We start from the raw sequence: 19,685 nt of genomic DNA on the forward strand, positions 1-19,685 counted from the left end.
CTTAATACCCATCCTCCTTATTAAGCTCTAAGCTTTTCAAAAAACTCAACAGAAAGTTTCTTTGCCAGCAGGCTGTTATTAGAAATAACCTCAACTTTTACGCCGCCGGTTTTCGTTTCCGTTATGAAAATACCTGCTTCTGTTGAATTCAAACAACAATCAAAACTGTTTGAAAAATTTAAAGCTATTATATATCCGTTTTTAAAACTTTTATGCACAACTTCCGCCTCAAGATCTTTTATTATGTTGAGGCTCTTATCAAAACAATCCTGCTGCTTTAACATCACAAAAACTTCATAAAATCTCCCGGTTTTTTCATTTTTAAACTTTTCAATGGAAAAACCCAATGCGCGTTTTGGATAATCTAAAACCGTGTAGGACATCAGAAGCAAACAGAACATTATTAAGATAAAAATAAACCGCATTTTCATAAGTCTAAAGATTATAACAAATCATATTTAATAAGTAAATTTGCCGCCGCATAACATAAATTGATAAATACGGAAGCAGAAAGTATTTTACGTATCCTATGAGAAGGGAGCATCAACAAATATCCGCTTACAAAACGTCATAGCATATTAAAATTCAGAACATAATCGACGATGGCTTCAGAAAATAAAAAATTCTGAGATCATTTTCATATTTTTTTCTTTTATTGCGCAGTCAAATTGATAAACCATCATAATCACGGCGTTACTTTATTATAATTTTACAATGTTATAAAATTAAAAATGTAAAAAATCATTCTATTAATTTTATTATTTATGAAAAACAGTCTGATACCGATTAGCTTTTTAAAAACACCAACTGACAATTCCAGCACGGCGGCAGGATTAAAAGATTTTTGGAAAAAAGTTTTTCCGCTTATTTCATACAGAGAAAAACATTTTAGCAACGTATGGAAAAATGCAGCAGAAGAAGAAATTTTCGCGGAACTTGTATTTTGTCTTTTTACTCCGCAAAGCAAGGCAGTGTTATGCTGGTCTGCAGTAAATGATCTTGCCGATAAAAATATGATATTTAATTCAAAAGGCGAATGCATAGCGAAAGTAATCAACAAAGTTCGATTCAGAAACAACAAAGCAAAATATCTAATTGAAGCAAGAAAATTATTTACGATTGACAATAAAATAAAGATAAAAGAAAAACTTAAGTCCTTTAAAAATATATACGAATTGAGGAAATGGCTTATAGACAGTACTAAAGGCATAGGCTATAAAGAAGCGGGACATTTCTTAAGAAACATAGGCATAGGAAAAGATCTCGCCATATTAGACAGACATATATTAAAAAATCTTAAAGTTTACGGCGCAATAAAAGAATTGCCTAAAAAGCTTAATGTAAAAACATATCTGGAAACAGAAAAACAAATGCAGGATTTTGCAAAAAATATAGGAATTCCGATGTCTCATTTGGATATGTTGTTTTGGTGTAAAAATACAGGAGGAATTTTTAAATAGAACTGCGATATAGCGAAAAAAGTATTGACATCAGGATAACATCAATGATGTTTGTGAAGTTGTATCCAGAAAGTAAAAGAGGAAATATTTCGCGGCAATGCGGTTGCTGGAATTGACAGCCCTATCCATACGTCGATCAATACAACGCAAATCCTGAGAAGTATGTACGTGAAACAGAGTTTGAAGAACGACGGGAAGCAAGACGCAGAAATGAGTGAAAGAGTATGCAAACTATCTTGATTACAAGACTAGATGATGGCTCATACCTAGCAAGCGCCGAAAGCAGTCCGAATTCAAAAGCAATCCCTTCCTTTGATTTTCAAGAAGATATGTCAAGAATTCCTGACGAACCTACATTCGAATTAAAACGAAACAAGAATCAGTCAAAGTCTCTAAGTCCGGCAAATGAGAAAGAGGACGCAAAAGAATAAACACTAAACAACCGTCAAAAAAAACATTAAAGGAAGAATGTCAAATGATAATATTAAGAGAAGACGAGGAAATGTCAAGGTGGGAAATGGTTGTTGATATATATAGTTGGGACAGGAGTAATTTCGGGGATTGGTTATCTTGTAATTGAATCCCTAAATAAATATTTGAGGAGTTAACACAATATGCAAAAATTTAAAGACGTGCTGACGATATAACGCTGCTTTTAGTCGACGGATATTTTATCTTTAACTTAGCCGACTATCTTGTAGATTTAATTAAATCCCGATAGGAGAACACATGAACATTGATTTGCTTAACCAGATAAATATTTTGCTTTTAGCCTGAGGTTTATTTGGTGCTTAGGGCTGAGGCTAATTTTCTCCGTTCAATAGAGCCAACGCTGACGACCACGTATACACTCTTTCTTCTTTTTCTCGTTCAAGGACTTGCCTCCTATCTACGTAGAGGAAAAAACTCTAATATTTTACTCTTTATCCGTTACTTATCTTCTTTAAACGGCGTTTACAGTATCCTTATCCTAAATTCATTTTACCGCACCTCATGCCCCCTTATCTGCTATTTATCGCACAATTGGTCTTTCATGCTCACAGTTATAACAAATCTCTTTAATAAAATCCGTTATTTTATAACACCCAATTTCAGTCAGTTTTCTTATTTCATCATCTCTTCTGCTGTTAGTTTTAGTCTTTAATCTCCTCCTTCCTTGTTCATAAAATCGTGAACTTCCTGAAGAGAACCAGATGCTTGTGAAAAAATATCTTTTTGCTCTTTGCACCAACTCTTATCAAAGCCATTATCTGATTTAGAGTCAAAAGTCAAACTTTAAAAGCTTATCATATATTTTTGCCATTCTGGCATACACAACAAAAGCTATGGACAAATTTTCTTTAGAAAAAAGTTCTTTCATAATATATCTTATCCGCAATCATTTTAAATTCTTTTCCAAAATTTCCCGTTTTACTCTCCTATTCTGGCTTTATCAAGCACTTTGTCAAACTCATAGCTTGAAAAGTTGCCGTTCATTATCTGATTACATACTGAATTTTGTGTCCATTCCACTGGCTATACACTCTTTAATATATTCTGCACTTACTTCTGCTACTGCCGATATACTCTTTTAAAACCTTTATCTCTCCATTGTGTCGGCGCTGTCACCAACATCATTCCTATGCTATTCATTTGAACACTCCAGTACACTACAAACAATATAGACGACACACCTTGATTAGAATACGCAACATGCACGCCCAATAGTACATAAACTTTTAGTAAAAATTTGAAAAGGAATAGAAGGAATGTATAAGTGCGAATATTTCAGAATTAGGTGTCGCGGAGCATTCCGGACTGTCCTCTATCGAGAAAAATGCAAGTAGGGACAGCAGTTAAAACAGGTTTTTCCAAATTTATCAAAACCTTAGGACATCTGAAAAATCAGCAGGCGACGGATTATACAACCAAAGATAGTCACAAGTAAGCAGTTTAGTTAACCTCTTTAAATGCGAACATATCAAGATGGGCAGAACAATTTTGATATTTATTACTGCAGCGAGCAGTCCAAGAGTACATAAACTATAAAAAATCTCTTTCAGTCAATTATTATAATCCTGGTATTTTCATTCCGCCGGTAAGTTTTTTGACTTCTTCAGTCATAACATTCTGCGCTTTTTTACACGCTTCTGCAAAAGCCGACAATATAAGTTTTTCTACCTTTTCTTTCTTTTCTTTAAGCAGGTATTCCGGAATATTCAAGCTTAAAAATTCGTTTTTAGCGTTTACCTTTATTTTTATACCTTTGTATTCCAAATCCATAACCAGATCTCTTAATCTGTTATCTATATCTTTCATTTTACTTCTCATATTTATCGCTTCTTTCGCCATTTTAAACAATTCCATTCTAAATTCCTCCTTTCAATTTTTTATATCTTTCACACTATTAAACAAATTAAAATTCACAAATACGCCGCCAAACACTGCACACAATATCCGGACTAAAACAATCGTTTGTATAAAAAAATTCCGCACAAATAAATATCGGCAGATATCAAAAATATATATATTGACGCTTTTTTATTTTGATAGATCACTATCCGCCTTCACAACTTTCAAAATCACCATATAAACCATTATATTTAAAACAAGAAGAATAAAAAACCGCAATAACTCCAGTATATAAATTTACAAATTTTGCGCTAATGCAGCCTGAATAAATGTTTTATATTTTCTAACACTCACACTATTTCTGACGAAAGCACAACCACAATCCATCGAAGCTGTAGGGGAAAATTATGCCAAAGGTAAAAAAACTGCGTTTTAACCGTTTTCTTTTTGCGTAAGTCAAAAGCCGAGACTCTTCATCAGATTTTTGCCTTAGTCTCTTTACCTGCCGTTGCGAGACTGTCTAAGTATACACTATTCGCTTTGGGTATTTTGAGTACAAAAAATATTTCATTTTTTATTCCCTTTTTAAATTATCAAAAACCATATTTTGCATACGGGTAATACTTATTATACCCTCTGTGCCTGCTTTAATAGTATAGTTCTCGGTCGACCCCACCCCTTGCGATATAGCAGCTCTTGGCGGACTTAGAGCTAGAGAGACTAACAGTCTAATTAAGCTTGACAAGCTAGAGCAGGTCTTGTACTAGCTTGTTAAGATTTCCGCAACCTGTCAAAACTAAAACAAACATTAAATATATATTAACTTTTTCATTTTTTTTTTGGGGGGGGGGGGGGGGTAGACTTCAACGCACTTAACAAATCACCTTTGAGTATTATTCTTGACACTGATAAAAAAATAAAATTACTATTCTCATTTTCTACCCTCTTTCTGCAGGCATACTCTGCTTCACAGCCGTCTGCCAGCTTTTGGCGCAACACAGAAAAAAAAATTTAATATATAGTGCGTTAAAATTATTATTTTCAAGAAGAAAAATTTTTTTTAATTTTTCCCCGCCGGTTGAAACATATTATTTCATGCATAAATAAAAACAGACTTTATACTTTGATTTCATTTTTCTGCTCTTCTTAGAGTTCCAGATACTATCTTTTCAAACTTATTTTTTGTCTCTATGATAAGTCTTCCGCTTTCATCTATACCGAAGCTTTTACCAGTTATTGCATCGTTATACCCACCGTCAACAGTCACAAGTGCATTTTTATATGCGGCTTTACTGTTATATTCTTCTAAAAACTGCTTAAATCCGTCTTTTTGAAAATTAAAATATAAACTTTCAAATTCCGCTAAAAGCGCAACAATAAATTCCGCCCTGTTTATTTCTCTTTTTAAAACCTCTTTTATAGAAATTGAAATATTTTTTAAATCTTCAGGCAGACTGTTATTAATGTTTACGCCTATGCCGGCAGCAACCCAGTTTATTATGTCCTGCTCCGCCGACATTTCTATTATTATTCCTGCAACCTTTTTTCCGCATATAAGAATATCATTAGGCCATTTTATTTCAGAACGGATTCCGTATTTTTTTTCAAGAATCCTATTTAAGACAATGCTAAACAGCAGCGCCAGTTTTGAAGATTCATCAGGGCGTATCACGGGCTTTAAAAGCATCGAAACCCATAGACCGCCCGCATTTGAACTCCACATCCTTTTAATGCGACCATAGCCTTTAGTCTGTTTTTCCGCAATGACGACAATTCCTTCGCCAAAATCCTTTTCAGCAAGTTTCTTAACGACAGTTTGCGTCGATGCAGTTTCTTTGTAGTATTTTATCGTTTTACATATATTAAGCGGTTTTTTTAAATTTGCTTTTATTTCATATTCGTTAAAAAGGTTACACTGCTTTACAATAATATAACCTTTAGAAGAAGATTTTATAGTATATCCGATTTGTCTTAATCTGTTGATTTGTTTGTGAACAGCAGCTCTTGATATCCCGAGGAATCTGCCTATTTCATTTCCAGAAGTATATTTTTCCGTTGAGAGAATTTCAATAATACTCATTTTATTGTGATTTCAAGAGTAACGTCTAAAGCGGAAGAAGAGTGCGTAATCATTCCTATAGAAATTCTATCAGCATCAAGTCTTGCAAATTTCTTGGCGGTTTTCAGGCTTACTCCTCCGGAAATTTCTATTTCAGGATTATATTCTTTTGTAGAATTTTTCCTTATAAGGCTAATCATTTTTTTTGTATTTTCAAAAGTCGTATTGTCAAGCATTATAATGTCGGCTTTTGAATCCAAAGCCTGTTCAACTTGTTTTAGATTTTCACATTCAACTTCAACAGGAATATTCTTATGTTTTTTCCTGAACTCGCTTATCCCAGCAGTTAAATCTTTCATAAGTTTCAAATGGTTGTCTTTTATAAGCACCATATCATAAAGTCCCATCCTGTGATTAGCTCCACCGCCGCACCTTACCGCATATTTTGCAAGTTCCCTGTATCCGGGAATAGTCTTTCTAGTATCGTATATCTTTGTCCTTCCATTATTTATAGATGTTACAAATCTATTTGTCAAAGTGGCAATTCCAGACATATACTGCAAAAAATTAAGAGCTGTTCTTTCGCCGGACAAAATTGTATAAGTGTGCCCTGTAATTTCCAAAATTTTATCGCCACTCTTAATTTGCGAACAATCTTTCATTTTCAGCGACACTTTACATTTTTTATCTATAGCTTTAAATACTTTTATAAAAATATCGACACCGCAAAGAATTCCGGGACTATTTGCAATTAACACCGCTTTAGCCCGTTTATCTTTCGGAATAAATTCTTTAGTGGTAATATCGTCAAAAACACCATCTTCTTTCAGTGCAAGATCAATAAGACTGTCTGTATTATTTACCATGTTCCTTCTCTAGCTTATGCGTTATTATATCTTACAATCTAAGCCAATTAAAACAATACCCGTGTTTACCGCTGTTTGCGCCTAGTTTACTCCTTTGTAATAACAATAAAAAACTGACGACATTTCTATTTTGATATTCCCGTTACTACTTTCTCTTTACCATAACCCGGCACCAATAGCACCGATATCATATTTCATTTCCTCTTTGCCCTTTCCCATTGACTGCTGTCAGTTTCTATGGCACTCTTGAACTCGCCAAAGTTCGTTCCAAGCGACTTGCCCACGCCTATTTTTCCTACCTGCTACCCGCTGTTATGAGTTTAGATTAGTAGCAGAATAACAAACATCACAGTCCATAGTCAGAGCAGGTGCAAGACGTAAAAAAATCTTCAGCTATTTCTACAAAATGTTAAAGGTAAAAGCCTTACTTCAAGAATTTGGGTTTCCAATATGTATATGCCGGTTTTGACGGATCTGTTTCTTCAACTTGAGGCAAACCATGCTGCGAAAAAAAGTCACACTGTGACTCTCTATTTTCTATTGCAGATTCAAACTCGGTAGTTTCAAAACCTGTAGCAATAATAGTAATTTTAACCTTATCGTCAAGTCTGTTGTCTATGGTATGCCCGAAAAAAACATGCCCGTTAATACCATAGCTTTTAATATCTTTAAATATTTCCTGCATCGTCAAAGCGCTGGCAGTAGAATTTGTCGTTACATTAACAAGTGCCTTCTCAGCTTTTGAAATATCATAATTGTCAAGAAGAGGACTTGTCACCGCTTTTCTTACAGCCTCTTTAACGTTGGAGCTCGTACTTTCACCTATGCCTATCAAAGCAGTGCCTGAATTACTCAAAATACTTTTTACATCAGCAAAATCCCTATTGATTTCACCGGTAACGGTTATGACGTCAGTAATCGCCTGAATACTCTGTCTTAGAACATCGTCAATAATCTGATAAAAAGCATCGAGAGCAATTCTTTCGTTTATAACATTAAAAACTTTTTCATTTGGAATAACGATTAAAGCGTCTGTATATTCTTTAAGGTTTTTAATTCCTTCTTCAGCCTGCGACATTCTCACATTGCCCTCATGCTCAAAAGGTTTTGTAACGACGCCTATAGTAAGTATCCCTTCTTCTTTTGCAAGTTTTGCAACTATCGGGGCAACTCCAGTTCCTGTTCCTCCGCCCATTCCCGCCGTAACAAAAACCATATCCGCACCCACAAGTCTCCCTCTGATCTCTTCCTCGCTTTCTTTTGCCGCCTTTCTGCCAACTTCCGGGTTTCCTCCGACGCCAAGACCTTTTGTTATTTTCTCGCCGATCTGAAGTACATCCGGAGCTGAAGATTTAAGCAAAACCTGCGCATCAGTATTAATAGCTACAAATTCGACATTGCCGACATTTGCAGCAATCATTCTATTAATGGCATTGCATCCGCCACCTCCAACACCCAGAATCTTTATCACCGCATGCTGCCCCGCGTTTGCTTCTTTTTTAGGCAACTCTATTTTCATATTCATTTTAAAAAGCTTCCTCAAACCATCTCGATATTTTTGATACTATGCCGTTTCCAGTCGACTTCTTATTATGCACATAACCTTTTGAACTTAAAAAATTATAAGCTATCGCCCCTATACCCGCCGTATAAGACGGATTCAGCAGTATTTCATCCGGACCCTTAACCTTATCGGAATTAGGTATTCCATTTCTCACGGAACAGTTAAACGTTTTTTCAAACGCTTCGGCAAGACCGTAAAGACTGCTGCCGCCGCCTGTAAGAATTATTCCGCCAGACAAAAATTCGTTCCCATAATTATTTTTTTCCACAACTTCCTTTATTTCATATAGAATTCTGTCGATTCTCGGCGTAATTATACTGCTTACGAGATCGAGTCTGTCACATTTTCTTGCACTTCTGCCATCCGCTCCGTTATACTCAAATTCTTCATTTTTAAAATCACTGCAGATAAAAGCTGCACCATACATTTCTTTAATTCCTTTTGAAACAGAGTAAGCCGCTCTCAGCTTATGTCCAATATCTCTTGTAATGTAATCCGATCCGTCCGAAATTTCATCAGTATGTTTGATTATACCGTCAACATAGTGGACAAGTCCCGTTGTAAGCCCGCCGAAATCAATCACAAGACAGCTTAACTCTTTTTCTTCTCTTGTAACCAAAACATCGCTTGCAGCCAGATATCCGTAAATTCTATCGTCATATTTTATTCCTACGGAATTCATAGCTTTCGTTATATTTCCTATATTGCTGCTTGAAGCTATAAAAGCGTGTACGTCAACTTCAACATATGTCCCCTCCATGCCAATAGGATTCTGTATGCCCCTTTGCTGATTCAATATGTATTCGCGGGGAACTGTTTGAAGTATTTCCTGATCGGAATTTATTTTTATTTGTTTTCTTGCACTCTCCAGAGCGTTTTCAACTGTTTCCTGAGTAATTTCTTTATTTGAATAGTTTATATTTGCAACGCCTTTTGAGGTTTTTGACTTTATAAAATTGCCGCGCATGGCAACAATCACATTTTCTATCTGGCTGTCTGCAGTTTTTTCAGTTTCTTCAAAAGCTTTACCTATAGACAATGCCGCTTCCTGTATATTGATAACCGCACCAGCTTTAATGCCGTCGCATGGAACACATATCGCACACAAAACTTTGACAACTCTTGCATCTTCATCGCGTATTCCAGCAACGCAACATACCTGACTGCTGCCAATATCAAGACCTGCTATAAGCGCTTGTTTTGCCATTGTTTAAATCCTTAAAGAAAGTGCTAATCCCACTTTTTTATTTTATGTTCCAGACCATATTGATCCGCCGCACCGCAAATATCAAAAGCGTATATCGCCGACAGCCTATTCTGTCACACAAGCAACACTGCAATATTTGATTTCACTCAAAAATAGTGACCTTCGGTAAAACACAACTCATTCTCTAACAGGTTTCACCGTCGCTCTTCCAAAACTGTAAAGAGTCATATCTATATATTCAATCTGTTTGTATTTTGACATCGCATCGGAATAAATTTTTTGAAATCTATTGAATTTATGCGATAAAACATTCGGTTCTCCATCACCCCAGAAAACTACTGTATTGCCGTGCGTAACAAAAATTATATCACCGGCACCACTGAATTTCATCTCGGAAACATCACTTAGGAAATCACCGCACATAGGTTTAAAACTTTTAATAAAACTCAAAAGCTTTTTTCTCTCGACGTCAGATCTATAAAAAAGTTTAGGCACTTTTTCCGCGTTCATAAAACCGCGCAAAGGAAAAGGATTATCGTCAAAATCTATGCCGAACACTGTATCGCCTTGCATTACAAATGCTTCCGGAGTTCTCTCACAGAGTTTGATTTTCACCTTCTGCCAAGACCTGTTGATCATAATGCTTTTCAATTCTGGTTTCAATCTTTTTATTTCGTTTTCAGTTTTTGACAGATTGATTTTTAAAATATTGTCGCCTGTCTCAAAAGGGAGTAATTCTTTTATTTCGGTTTTTGTGACATTTTTTGTCCCGACAACTTCTATGCTTTTGACAATTATCTTGTCGGATTCATAAGCAAGATTCACTAATTTTCTGCCGCCAAAATAAACCAAAAAAACAAACAATACAATATATAAAAGCAACTTAATGCTTTTCCTGCCTTTATTTCGCGAATTTGAATAATTGCTAACTCCAGAGACACATCTGTAAACATAGCGTTTCTTTTTTGCCATCATCCTATAATGCGCTCTCAGTTATTTTTAAAACCAAACTTTCAAAACTATATCCGACAGCTCTACTTTCGTCGGGAACCAAAGAAGTCTCCGTCATTCCGGGAATAGTATTATTTTCAAAAACCCATACTCTATCTTTTCTATCTACAATCATATCAACACGGCATATCGCTCTGCATTTAAAAATTTCATACACTTTTTCAGCATAATTCTGCACCGTTTCATAAGCCTCTTCGCTTATTCCCGCGGGAATTATATGCTGCGAACCGCCTTTTTGATATTTAGCCTTAAAATCATAAAATTCCCCTTTGGGAACTATTTCCACCACAGGCAACGCTTTGCCGTTCAGAACTCCTACGGTCACTTCTTTGCCTTCTATAAACTGCTCAATAAGAGCTTCGTCGCCATACTTAAACACCTCTTTCACAGCAGCAGCAAACTCTGAAGGTCTCTTCACTATTGCCACACCTATTGTAGATCCCTGCGAAACCGGTTTTACAACTACGGGATATTTTTTTATTTCCGGCACGGTTCCAAATTTCTTCAACATTTTCCATTCAGGCGTCAAAATATCCGCATATTTGAATATTTTCTTTGAAACATCTTTATCTATAGAAGCAGCACTTGCAAAAATACCGCTGCCCGTATAAGGAATGCCCAATATTTCAAGCATACCTTGAATTGTTCCGTCTTCGCCCATCGGACCGTGCAAAGCTATATACGCAACATCTATTTTTTCTTTTTTAATTTCTTCAGCAATGCTTCTGTTTACATCAATGCCACACACATTCAGTTTCAATTTTTTAAATACGTTTAAAACAGCTTTGCCGGACTTAATTGAAATTTCTCTTTCGCTTGAAAGTCCGCCGTACAAAACGCCTATTTTTTTATTACTCAACTTTGCCAAAATATCAGAATCTGTCATTTTATTATCTTTATCTCCGTTTCGAGACTTATACCGAATTTCTCTTTTACTTTCTCTTTTATTAAATTTATCAGAGCCAAAACATCTTCTGCAAAAGCACCACCCGTATTTACTATAAAATTCCCGTGAAGTTCCGAAATTTGCGCTTTTCCAGCATATATTCCTTTTAAACCAGCTTCTTCAATAAGTTTTCCGACACTGAATCCATCAGGGTTTTTAAATATACTGCCAGCGTTAGGTATATTGAGAGGCTGCGTTTCTAAACGTTTTTGCATATTTTTAGAAATCTCTTTTAGGCTATCATTTTTCATATCTTTTTTCAAAGAAAAAACAACTTTTAAAATAATACTGTTTTCAAATCCGCTTTTTCTGTAACCGAAAATAGCTTTTTCCCTGTTTATAAGTTCTTTTTTTAAATTTTTATAAACCTCTACGCTCTTTATGACAGCGCTTATCCATTTATCTCCTCTACCCACATTTCCGTAAACCGCACCGCCGACCGTTCCTAAAATTCCCGCCGTGCATTCAAGACCCGTCAAACCATTTTCGCAAGCAGTTTTTAAAACATCTGAAAGCAATGCTCCGCCACCGCATAAAATTTCGTCCCCCGAAACAGAAATTTCTTTGAAACACCCCGTAAGACGAACGATTGTTCCTCTATAACCCTCATCAGAGAAAAGAATATTCGTTCCTCCGCCCAAAATACAAAACCTGCCATCTGAAATAATTCTTAAAAATTCCGATAAAGCTAATTCATTCGGAATTTCAATAAAAAAATCAGCCGGTCCCCCGATTTTAAAGGAACAATGCATGGAAAGCGGTTCATCTTTTAAGACTCTACATCCTAAGGAAGATAAGATTTCAATCAAATCAGAGCTAATAACTCCTCTCCTTTTTTCCAGACGTCTCCCGCTCCTAAAGTTAAAACTACATCTCCAACAGAAAGTCCTTTAGAAAACTCTTCTAAATCAGAAAATTTTTCAGCTTTGCATTTATTGCTTAAAAGGCTTTCTAGTATCAAATCCGAAGTTACTTCATCTATAGGCTGCTCTCCCGCAGAGTAAATGTCTAATACTTTTACAAAATCTGCGTCTGAAAAACTTCTGCCGAATTCATTAAAAAGCTGTTTTGTTCTCGTGTATCTGTGTGGCTGGAACAAAACAACGAGTCTGCGTTCGGGCCAAAAAAGTTTTATAGCTCTTAAAGTGGCAGCAACTTCGGTTGGATGATGACCGTAATCGTCTATAACCATCATTCCATTCTTTTCGCCTTTTATTTCAAGACGCCTGCTGACACCGTCAAATTTATTTATCGTATCTGCAATTGAACTAAACGATATGCCAAGCCTCAACCCAACTCCTATTGCCGCAAGAGAATTTGATACGTTGTGCTTGCCCAGAATTTTCATGCAGACACTACCAACTTTTTTTCTCATATAAAAAACGTCAAAACTCGTATGGTTTTTCAATACTTTTATATTTGAAGCTTTAATATCCGGATTGCCCATAAGTCCGTAAGTTATGTATCTTCTTGTAATTTGGGGAATTATTTTTCTAACAACTTCGTTGTCCGAACAAATTATTGCAGTACCATAAAAAGGAATGCAGTTAATATGTTTAACAAAAGCTTCTTTAAGATTTTCCATACTGTCGTAATAATCTAAATGGTCGTTATCTATATTTGTCACAACCGTAATAATGGGCGAAAGTCTTAAAAAAGAACCGTCGGATTCGTCTGCCTCCACAACAATATAATCGCCTCTGCCCAATTTTGCGTTTGTTTTAAGATTTTTAAGTCTGCCGCCGATAACGATTGTGGGATCAAGTCCTCCATTGTGAAGAACAAGAGAAGTAAGCGACGTAGTCGTCGTTTTACCGTGAGTTCCCGTTATTGTCACAGCATATTTCAGTCTTGCAAGTTCAACAAGCATTTCTATACGCGCAATTATAGGAATTCTTTTTTTTAGTGCAGCTACAACTTCAGGATTGTTCCTGCTTATCGCAGTAGAAGTGACAACAACCTCAGCAGATTTTATATTTTTACAACTATGTCCGATATAAATTTTTGCACCAACTGCTTTGAGATATTCGGTAACATCCGTTTTCTTTAAATCAGAACCTGAAACTCTATGTCCTAAATTTATTAAAACTTCGGCTATTCCGGACATTCCGGATCCACCTATGCCTACGAAATGTATATTCTGATTTTTTAGAAACATTTATTTTTTTCTACCGTCAATTTAAACGGATTCTCTTTGTTCAGTGTGATATTTTGCATTTTATGCCCATTTTATATTACACTCACTCATTACTTCTCTTTTGTCTCTCTACTTAAATATTCAGTAGAAACCGTCGTATCTTAAGATATTTTTGCTGTAAATCTATTTTTTATTCTCCACCGTCTATTTCTTTAACTCTTTTAAACATGTACTTCGTTAATAAAATTCTTAGCAGTTTTATATACCAAATCAGCCTTTGCCTCATCATAAGTATGAGAAATTATATTTTTGTTCTCCTAATACTTGTACCAATTCTTGGGACTGTTAATAAGATTACATTTAAATACCATATAAGTTTCTTCTTGTAACCACTTCCATCTTTGGATTAAAATACAAAACAATACAACGCCGTCGTATAATCTTACAAGTTCATTTTTGTATTACGTCTGCTTAGAAAAATTTTTTTTCCATCATATTTATTTTACCAATCACTTGATAAATCAAGTTTCATAAAATCCTCTAGCTTAATTTACCATCTTATTTTACCGATACGTTCTACAGCTTCTTTAATTCTCGGCACGTTCACAGTAAGGGCAAATCTGACATAACCTTCGCCACTTTTTCCCATACCGTTACCCGGAGTGCATATTATAGCAGCCTCTTCAAGAAGTTTTGAAACAGTCTGCGACGACGTATAACCTTTCGGAACTTTTGCCCAGACATAAAAAGACGCTTTAGGCAGATTCACTTCCCAGTCCAATTTTTGCAGGCCTTCAACTAAAGTATCTCTGCGTTCCTTATATATCTTTCTGGCATCTTCAACGCACTTCTGGGAAGACGTAAGCGCCGTAACCGCTGCTTCCTGAATCGCTTGAAAAACACCGGAATCATAGTTATCTTTCACTTTTGCGATACCCGCAACTACATCTCTATTGCCACAGACCCAGCCTATACGCCAACCGGTCATATTATAAGTTTTTGAAAGGGAATGAAATTCTACACCCACTTCCTTAGCTCCCGGAATTTCAAGAAAGCTCAACGGTTTCTCATTTTCATCATAATATACTTCAGAATATGCAGCATCCGCCGCAACAATTATATTATTCTTTTTTGCAAATTCTATAAGTTTTAGATAAAATTTCTCTGGAGCAGTTGCAGCAGTGGGATTATTAGGATAATTTATAAAAATCAGCTTTGCTTTTTTAAGAATATCTAAAGGAATTGCATCTAAATCAGGCAAAAAACTGTTCTTTTCAAACAAAGGCATAAAGTACGGAACGCCGTCAGTAAAAATTGTGCCTGTGTTATATACTGGATAGCCAGGTTCGGGTATCAAAACTACATCTCCCGGATTTATAAACCCCAGATGTATGTGTCCTATACCCTCCTTTGAGCCTATAAGTGCGCAAATTTCATCGGGACTTAAATCAGCTTTAAATCTTTTTTTGTACCACTCTGCAATAGCTTTTCTGTAAGAAAGCAGACCTGCTCCGAATGGATATTGATGATTTGCAGGTTTTGTCACAGATTCCTGCATAGATTTTATTATATGATCCGGCGTAGGTAAATCTGGATCTCCAACGCCTAAAGATATTATATCTGCCCCGCATTTGATTGCTTCTTTTTTCTTTCTATCTATTTCAATAAAAAGATAAGGTGGCAGTTTTTTCAATTTTTCATTGTAACGAATTTCCATTTTTTCAGTTCTCCTTACGAGATCACAATCTGCATTAAATTTTTTGTTGCTATAGCCAAACCTCGCTCAAGAATTTACTTCAAAGAAAGCACATCTGACATATCATACAACCCGGGTTTTCGTCTGGCTGCCCACTTAGCCGCTCTAATGGCACCTGCTGCAAAAGTATCTCTTGAATGAGCTCTGTGAGTCAATTCAATTCTTTCTCCAGGTCCTGCAAAATATACCGTGTGGTCTCCAACAATATCTCCGGCTCTTACGGAATGCAAACCGATTTCATCTTTCCTTCTTACCGCATCAGCAGAATATCTGCCGTAAACACTCACATCATTAATATTCTTTCCTACGGAAGCCGCCGCAATTTCTGCGAGTTTTGCTGCTGTTCCAGACGGTGAATCTTTCTTTTTATTGTGATGTAGTTCAACTATCTCAATATCATAATCTGGAATTTTTTTTGCGACAGCATCAACGAGCTTAAATAAAATATTTACACCTACAGACATATTAGGTGAAAAAACAACAGGAATACTTTTTGATATTTCCGCTATTTTCTTTTTCTGCTCTTCATTAAAACCCGTTGTTCCTATAACTATGGGTACTTTATATTTTCCGGCAGCTTCTAAATTTCTTAAAGCACTTTCAGGATTTGTAAAATCTATTAAAGCATCTGTTTCAGATAAAAATTTTTCTAAATCGCCAACAGAAGATACAACTGGATCGCCTGTACCTATCGCTCTGCTTCCGTCATATTCCAAAGCGCCCGCAATTTTAACATTTTCATCTGATTTTGCTATCGCAAGTATTGCCCGTCCCATTCTTCCGGTAGATCCGCAAACTGTTATCTTCATTTGAAAACTCCTAATATAACAAAAAAATATACTAACCCGCCTGATCCGCTGAAATACACGGTCAGATAGATATTCCTCACTTAATACTCTTAATTATCATTAAAGAACTGCTTTCCGACGAATAATTGAAAAACCCAGATGTTTGTAAAACAGCATAAGAGAACGATGTCTGCTTAACTTTTTATTTTAACAAACCAAAATCTTTCAATGCTTTCTCAAGTTTTAGTCTGTTTGGCTCTTCCATTTCGCACATCGGAAGCCTTAGATCCGCACTGCACATGCCAAGCAGCGAAGCAACAGTTTTTACCGGTATAGGATTTGTCTCTATAAACATTAATTTTACTAAAGGCAACAGTTTGTAGTGGATTTTCACCGCTTCTTTCAAATCGCCTTTTTCAAAAGTTTTTACAAGAGATACAATTTCAGTGGGAATAATGTTAGACAAAACCGAAATAACTCCAATCCCGCCTATCGATAATAAAGGGAGAGTAAGCGCATCATCTCCTGAAATAAGTTCTATATCAGGCACTAAAGATTTTATAGCACTCATTTGATCCAAAGATCCTGACGCTTCCTTTACACCTATAATATTTTTGCAATTCTTAAAAAGTTTTGCTACCGTCGCGGGTTCAATATTTATGGAAGTTCTTCCGGCAATATTGTAAAGCACAATCGGAATATCTATCGTATCAGCTATAGTTTTAAAATGCAGATATAAACCTTTCTGCGTAGGTTTATTATAATACGGCGAAACTACTAATACCCCGTCGCAACCCACTCTCTTTGCAGTTCGTGTGAAGTATATTGCTTCATCCGTAGAATTAGATCCGGTTCCCGCGAGAACTTTCATTTTTCCTTTCGCTTTTTCAACGCAAAATTCTATAACTTCTTCATGTTCTTTACAAGACAAGGTGGGCGATTCACCCGTAGTTCCACACGGAACAATTCCATTAACTCCTTTTTTGTACTGATTTTCAATCAGTTTTTCAAAGGCATCAAAATCAACTTTGTAATCTTTAAACGGCGTAATTAACGCGGTATATACTCCCGAAAACATGAATCCCCCCATGAGACGCTTCGCGTCAGTTTTGAGTTTAGAGTGTAAAAAAGAACGTGAAACATTAAGCCAACAACAAATCGTCAACGCTGTTTCCGTTGTCAACACGCTGTCCAGACTCCAAACTACTGCTATTAAAACCGCACTCTTTACACTTCGCTTTGTATTTTAACTGTTCCTTTAAACGTTATAAGAGCAGGTCCTTCAAGCACAACATTACTTATTTTATCATTTGGATTTCTTAAAGAAACCGATAATTTGTCTCCGCCTCTTGCAATCACTTTAACCGGAGACGTCGCAAAACCTTTAAGAACAGAAATGATTCCCGAAGCAGTTATGCCGGTCCCGCAGGCTAAAGTCTCATCCTCAACACCTCTTTCATAAGTGCGCACAAGAAGAGTATTGTCTTTTATAACTTTTACGAAATTAACATTTGTACCTGCAGGAGCAAAAGTTTTATGACGCCTTATGGCTCTCCCGTACCCAAAAACATCAATCTTTTCAATATCGTCAACAAATATGACTACATGCGGAACACCGGTATTTATAAAATTGACATCAAACTCTTTCCCATTGACTTCAACTTTTATATCTTTTTTAAAATCCCTAGGATTGTATAAATCAAGTCTTACTCTGTCTTCCGGTAAAATTTCGGCGTTTATAACTCCTGCATCAGTTTCAAAAACCATTTTTAAATTTGCAACACACAAATCATAAGCAAATTTTGCAATAGATCTCCCTCCATTTCCGCACATAGAAGCATAAGATCCGTCAGAGTTAAAATATTTCATTTTAAAATCTTTGCAAGCGCTTTTCTCAAGTAAAATTAAACCATCGGCACCGATTGAATATTTTCTGTCACAGAGTTTTTTTGCAAGAGCCTGACAGTCTTCTTGGGCAATTATATTTTCTCTGTTGTCTATCAAAATAAAATCATTTCCGGCAGCAGTAAGTTTTGAAAAATTTATATCCATTTTTATCTCTTTCTCTTGTCATGGTAAAAGACTTTATTTTCGAAATATCCGTATTCTTGTCTTTACTATGACACCGAAAAGCAAAACAACTTTGTCTTGAAATCTTAAAGCATCCAGTCTTCTATACTTAATACTTTGTTCAAAGTCCTCAGTCTTTCATAACGACAGGTTTCTTTACTACCTTGAAACGGCAACTCCTCAAACCTCGTTCAACAACAAATCCTCATATTTTGCTCTTTTTCTTATTAACATGGTTTTGTCACCATTAACTAAAACTTCCGCGAGTAAAGGTCTAGAATTATATTCCGACGACATCGCAAATCCATAAGCGCCGGCACAAGTTATAAGAAGATATCCGCCCTGCTCCACAAAAGGAAGCATTCTGTCTTTACCCATAAAGTCGCCGCTTTCGCATATAGGTCCCACAACATCGGTTTTAACTTTTTTATCATTTGTCATTTTTACAGGCAAAATCTCGTGATAAGCTTCATATAAAGTAGGTCTTATTAAATCGTTCATTCCAGCGTCGGTAATAAGAAAACTTTTTCCACCCGAAATCTTCCTATATATAACTTTCACAAGAAGATGCCCAGCATTTGCTATTATTGAACGACCAGGTTCAAAAATAAATTTCTTATTTTCGTCAAACACCGGAAAAAGTTCTGAAATCAGCTGCTTAGGAGACGGAGCTTTTTGATCTTTTTTATATTCGATACCGAGACCTCCGCCGAAGTTTACGTACTCAAGTTTTATGCCGTTCTTTTCCACGATGTTAACAATCTTTTTTATTTTCTGCGCCGCAAGCCTAAACGAATCGATATCCAAAATCTGCGAACCGATATGCGAATGTATCCCGAGAATTTCAATATTTTTCTTTTGCTTTGCAACTAAATACGCTTTCACCGCTTCTTCGTAAGGAATACCAAACTTTGTTCCTTTTTTGCCAGTAATTATATAAGAATGAGTATCAGGATCAACATGAGGATTTATTCGGAATGCAATTTTTGCTTTAATTTTAATTTTAGCGGCTATTTTATCTATCGCATCAAGCTCCTCAAAAGATTCAACGTTAAACATAAAAATTCTACTTTTTAAAGCATATTCTACTTCTTCTGCAGTTTTACCTACGCCCGCATAGACTATCTTTGATGGATCAAAATCTGCTTTTAAACATCTGTATATTTCGCCACCGGAAGTTGTATCTGCTCCGGCTCCGAGTTTAGCAAGCAGCTTTAAAATCGTTCCATTTGAATTTGTTTTACAGGCAAAACATATAAGCCCTTCTCTGGAACCTAGCGCTTTTTTATAGTTTTCAAAGTTAGTCACAATCTTACTCTTTGAATAAACATAGGTGCTGGTCTTATACTTTTTTGCAATATCTGATAATTTTACCTGTTCGATATACAAATCATTCCCTTCAAATTGAGGCATTTTCCCTCCGCTTCCTCTTTAACTCCCACATTATTTATGACAGTATTTTACCAAAATCTTGCATTTACTGTCAAAAA

At 35.9% G+C, this 19,685-nt stretch carries 18 protein-coding genes; 2 read left to right on the forward strand and 16 right to left on the reverse strand.

Going from position 1 to position 19,685, the window contains the following annotated elements:
* Positions 1-20 precede the first annotated feature (20 nt).
* Positions 21-431 (reverse strand): hypothetical protein, encoded by a 411-nt coding sequence (locus RSTT_RS04665; protein WP_231941940.1) that lies wholly within the window; start codon positions 429-431, stop codon positions 21-23.
* 333 nt (positions 432-764) lie between these two features.
* Here RSTT_RS04665 and RSTT_RS04670 point away from each other — a divergent pair, with 333 nt between their 5' ends.
* A complete protein-coding gene (locus tag RSTT_RS04670) occupies positions 765-1,460 on the forward strand; it encodes an N-glycosylase/DNA lyase (RefSeq protein ID WP_015423636.1) in 696 nt (231 codons plus the stop codon).
* 224 nt (positions 1,461-1,684) lie between these two features.
* A complete protein-coding gene (locus RSTT_RS04675; RefSeq protein WP_096525838.1) occupies positions 1,685-1,891 on the forward strand; it encodes a hypothetical protein in 207 nt (68 codons plus the stop codon).
* Positions 1,892-3,509: 1,618 nt separating this feature from the next.
* On the opposite strand, the gene RSTT_RS04680 is transcribed toward RSTT_RS04675, so the two are convergent.
* The 15 genes from RSTT_RS04680 to lysA all read right to left on the reverse strand — a co-directional run bounded on the left by RSTT_RS04680 (position 3,510) and on the right by lysA (position 19,608).
* A complete protein-coding gene (locus RSTT_RS04680) occupies positions 3,510-3,806 on the reverse strand; it encodes a YbaB/EbfC family nucleoid-associated protein (RefSeq protein ID WP_015423637.1) in 297 nt (98 codons plus the stop codon).
* An 813-nt stretch (positions 3,807-4,619) separates the two neighbouring features.
* On the reverse strand, positions 4,620-4,790 hold the full coding sequence (locus tag RSTT_RS06260; protein WP_172412875.1) for a hypothetical protein: 171 nt from the start codon (positions 4,788-4,790) through the stop codon (positions 4,620-4,622).
* A gap of 130 nt (positions 4,791-4,920) precedes the next feature.
* The gene (locus RSTT_RS04685) at positions 4,921-5,871 is read right to left on the reverse strand and encodes a biotin--[acetyl-CoA-carboxylase] ligase (RefSeq protein ID WP_015423638.1); all 951 of its coding nucleotides are present in this window, start codon (positions 5,869-5,871) and stop codon (positions 4,921-4,923) included.
* Positions 5,868-6,716, reverse strand: coding sequence for a carboxylating nicotinate-nucleotide diphosphorylase (gene nadC, locus RSTT_RS04690; RefSeq protein WP_096525839.1), 849 nt, complete (start codon positions 6,714-6,716; stop codon positions 5,868-5,870). Before nadC ends, RSTT_RS04685 begins: the two co-directional genes overlap by 4 nt.
* Before the next feature lie 424 nt (positions 6,717-7,140).
* Positions 7,141-8,241 (reverse strand): cell division protein FtsZ, encoded by a 1,101-nt coding sequence (gene ftsZ / locus RSTT_RS04695; protein ID WP_096525840.1) that lies wholly within the window; start codon positions 8,239-8,241, stop codon positions 7,141-7,143.
* 1 nt (position 8,242) lies between these two features.
* A complete protein-coding gene (gene ftsA / locus RSTT_RS04700) occupies positions 8,243-9,487 on the reverse strand; it encodes a cell division protein FtsA (RefSeq protein ID WP_096525841.1) in 1,245 nt (414 codons plus the stop codon).
* Between the two features lie 177 nt (positions 9,488-9,664).
* Positions 9,665-10,462, reverse strand: coding sequence for a cell division protein FtsQ/DivIB (locus RSTT_RS04705; protein WP_096525842.1), 798 nt, complete (start codon positions 10,460-10,462; stop codon positions 9,665-9,667).
* Between the two features lies 1 nt (position 10,463).
* Entirely contained in the window at positions 10,464-11,384 is a 921-nt protein-coding gene (locus RSTT_RS04710) for a D-alanine--D-alanine ligase (RefSeq protein ID WP_096525843.1), read from the reverse strand.
* Positions 11,381-12,253: a UDP-N-acetylmuramate dehydrogenase gene (gene murB / locus RSTT_RS04715; protein WP_172412876.1), complete on the reverse strand. Its 873-nt coding sequence runs from the start codon at positions 12,251-12,253 to the stop codon at positions 11,381-11,383. The genes RSTT_RS04710 and murB overlap by 4 nt, the downstream gene beginning before the upstream one ends.
* Positions 12,250-13,602 (reverse strand): UDP-N-acetylmuramate--L-alanine ligase, encoded by a 1,353-nt coding sequence (gene murC / locus RSTT_RS04720; protein WP_096525845.1) that lies wholly within the window; start codon positions 13,600-13,602, stop codon positions 12,250-12,252. Before murC ends, murB begins: the two co-directional genes overlap by 4 nt.
* Positions 13,603-14,131: 529 nt before the next feature.
* The gene (locus RSTT_RS04725; protein ID WP_015423646.1) at positions 14,132-15,298 is read right to left on the reverse strand and encodes an LL-diaminopimelate aminotransferase; all 1,167 of its coding nucleotides are present in this window, start codon (positions 15,296-15,298) and stop codon (positions 14,132-14,134) included.
* A gap of 74 nt (positions 15,299-15,372) precedes the next feature.
* Positions 15,373-16,146, reverse strand: coding sequence for a 4-hydroxy-tetrahydrodipicolinate reductase (gene dapB, locus RSTT_RS04730; protein ID WP_096525846.1), 774 nt, complete (start codon positions 16,144-16,146; stop codon positions 15,373-15,375).
* A 181-nt stretch (positions 16,147-16,327) separates the two neighbouring features.
* Entirely contained in the window at positions 16,328-17,203 is an 876-nt protein-coding gene (dapA, locus tag RSTT_RS04735) for a 4-hydroxy-tetrahydrodipicolinate synthase (RefSeq protein WP_015423648.1), read from the reverse strand.
* 149 nt (positions 17,204-17,352) lie between these two features.
* Entirely contained in the window at positions 17,353-18,177 is an 825-nt protein-coding gene (gene dapF, locus RSTT_RS04740; protein ID WP_096525847.1) for a diaminopimelate epimerase, read from the reverse strand.
* A gap of 198 nt (positions 18,178-18,375) precedes the next feature.
* Entirely contained in the window at positions 18,376-19,608 is a 1,233-nt protein-coding gene (gene lysA / locus RSTT_RS04745; RefSeq protein ID WP_096525848.1) for a diaminopimelate decarboxylase, read from the reverse strand.
* Between the last annotated feature and the right edge of the window lie 77 nt (positions 19,609-19,685).

This window comes from Candidatus Endomicrobiellum trichonymphae (genome assembly GCF_002355835.1).
Classification (GTDB): domain Bacteria; phylum Elusimicrobiota; class Endomicrobiia; order Endomicrobiales; family Endomicrobiaceae; genus Endomicrobiellum; species Endomicrobiellum trichonymphae.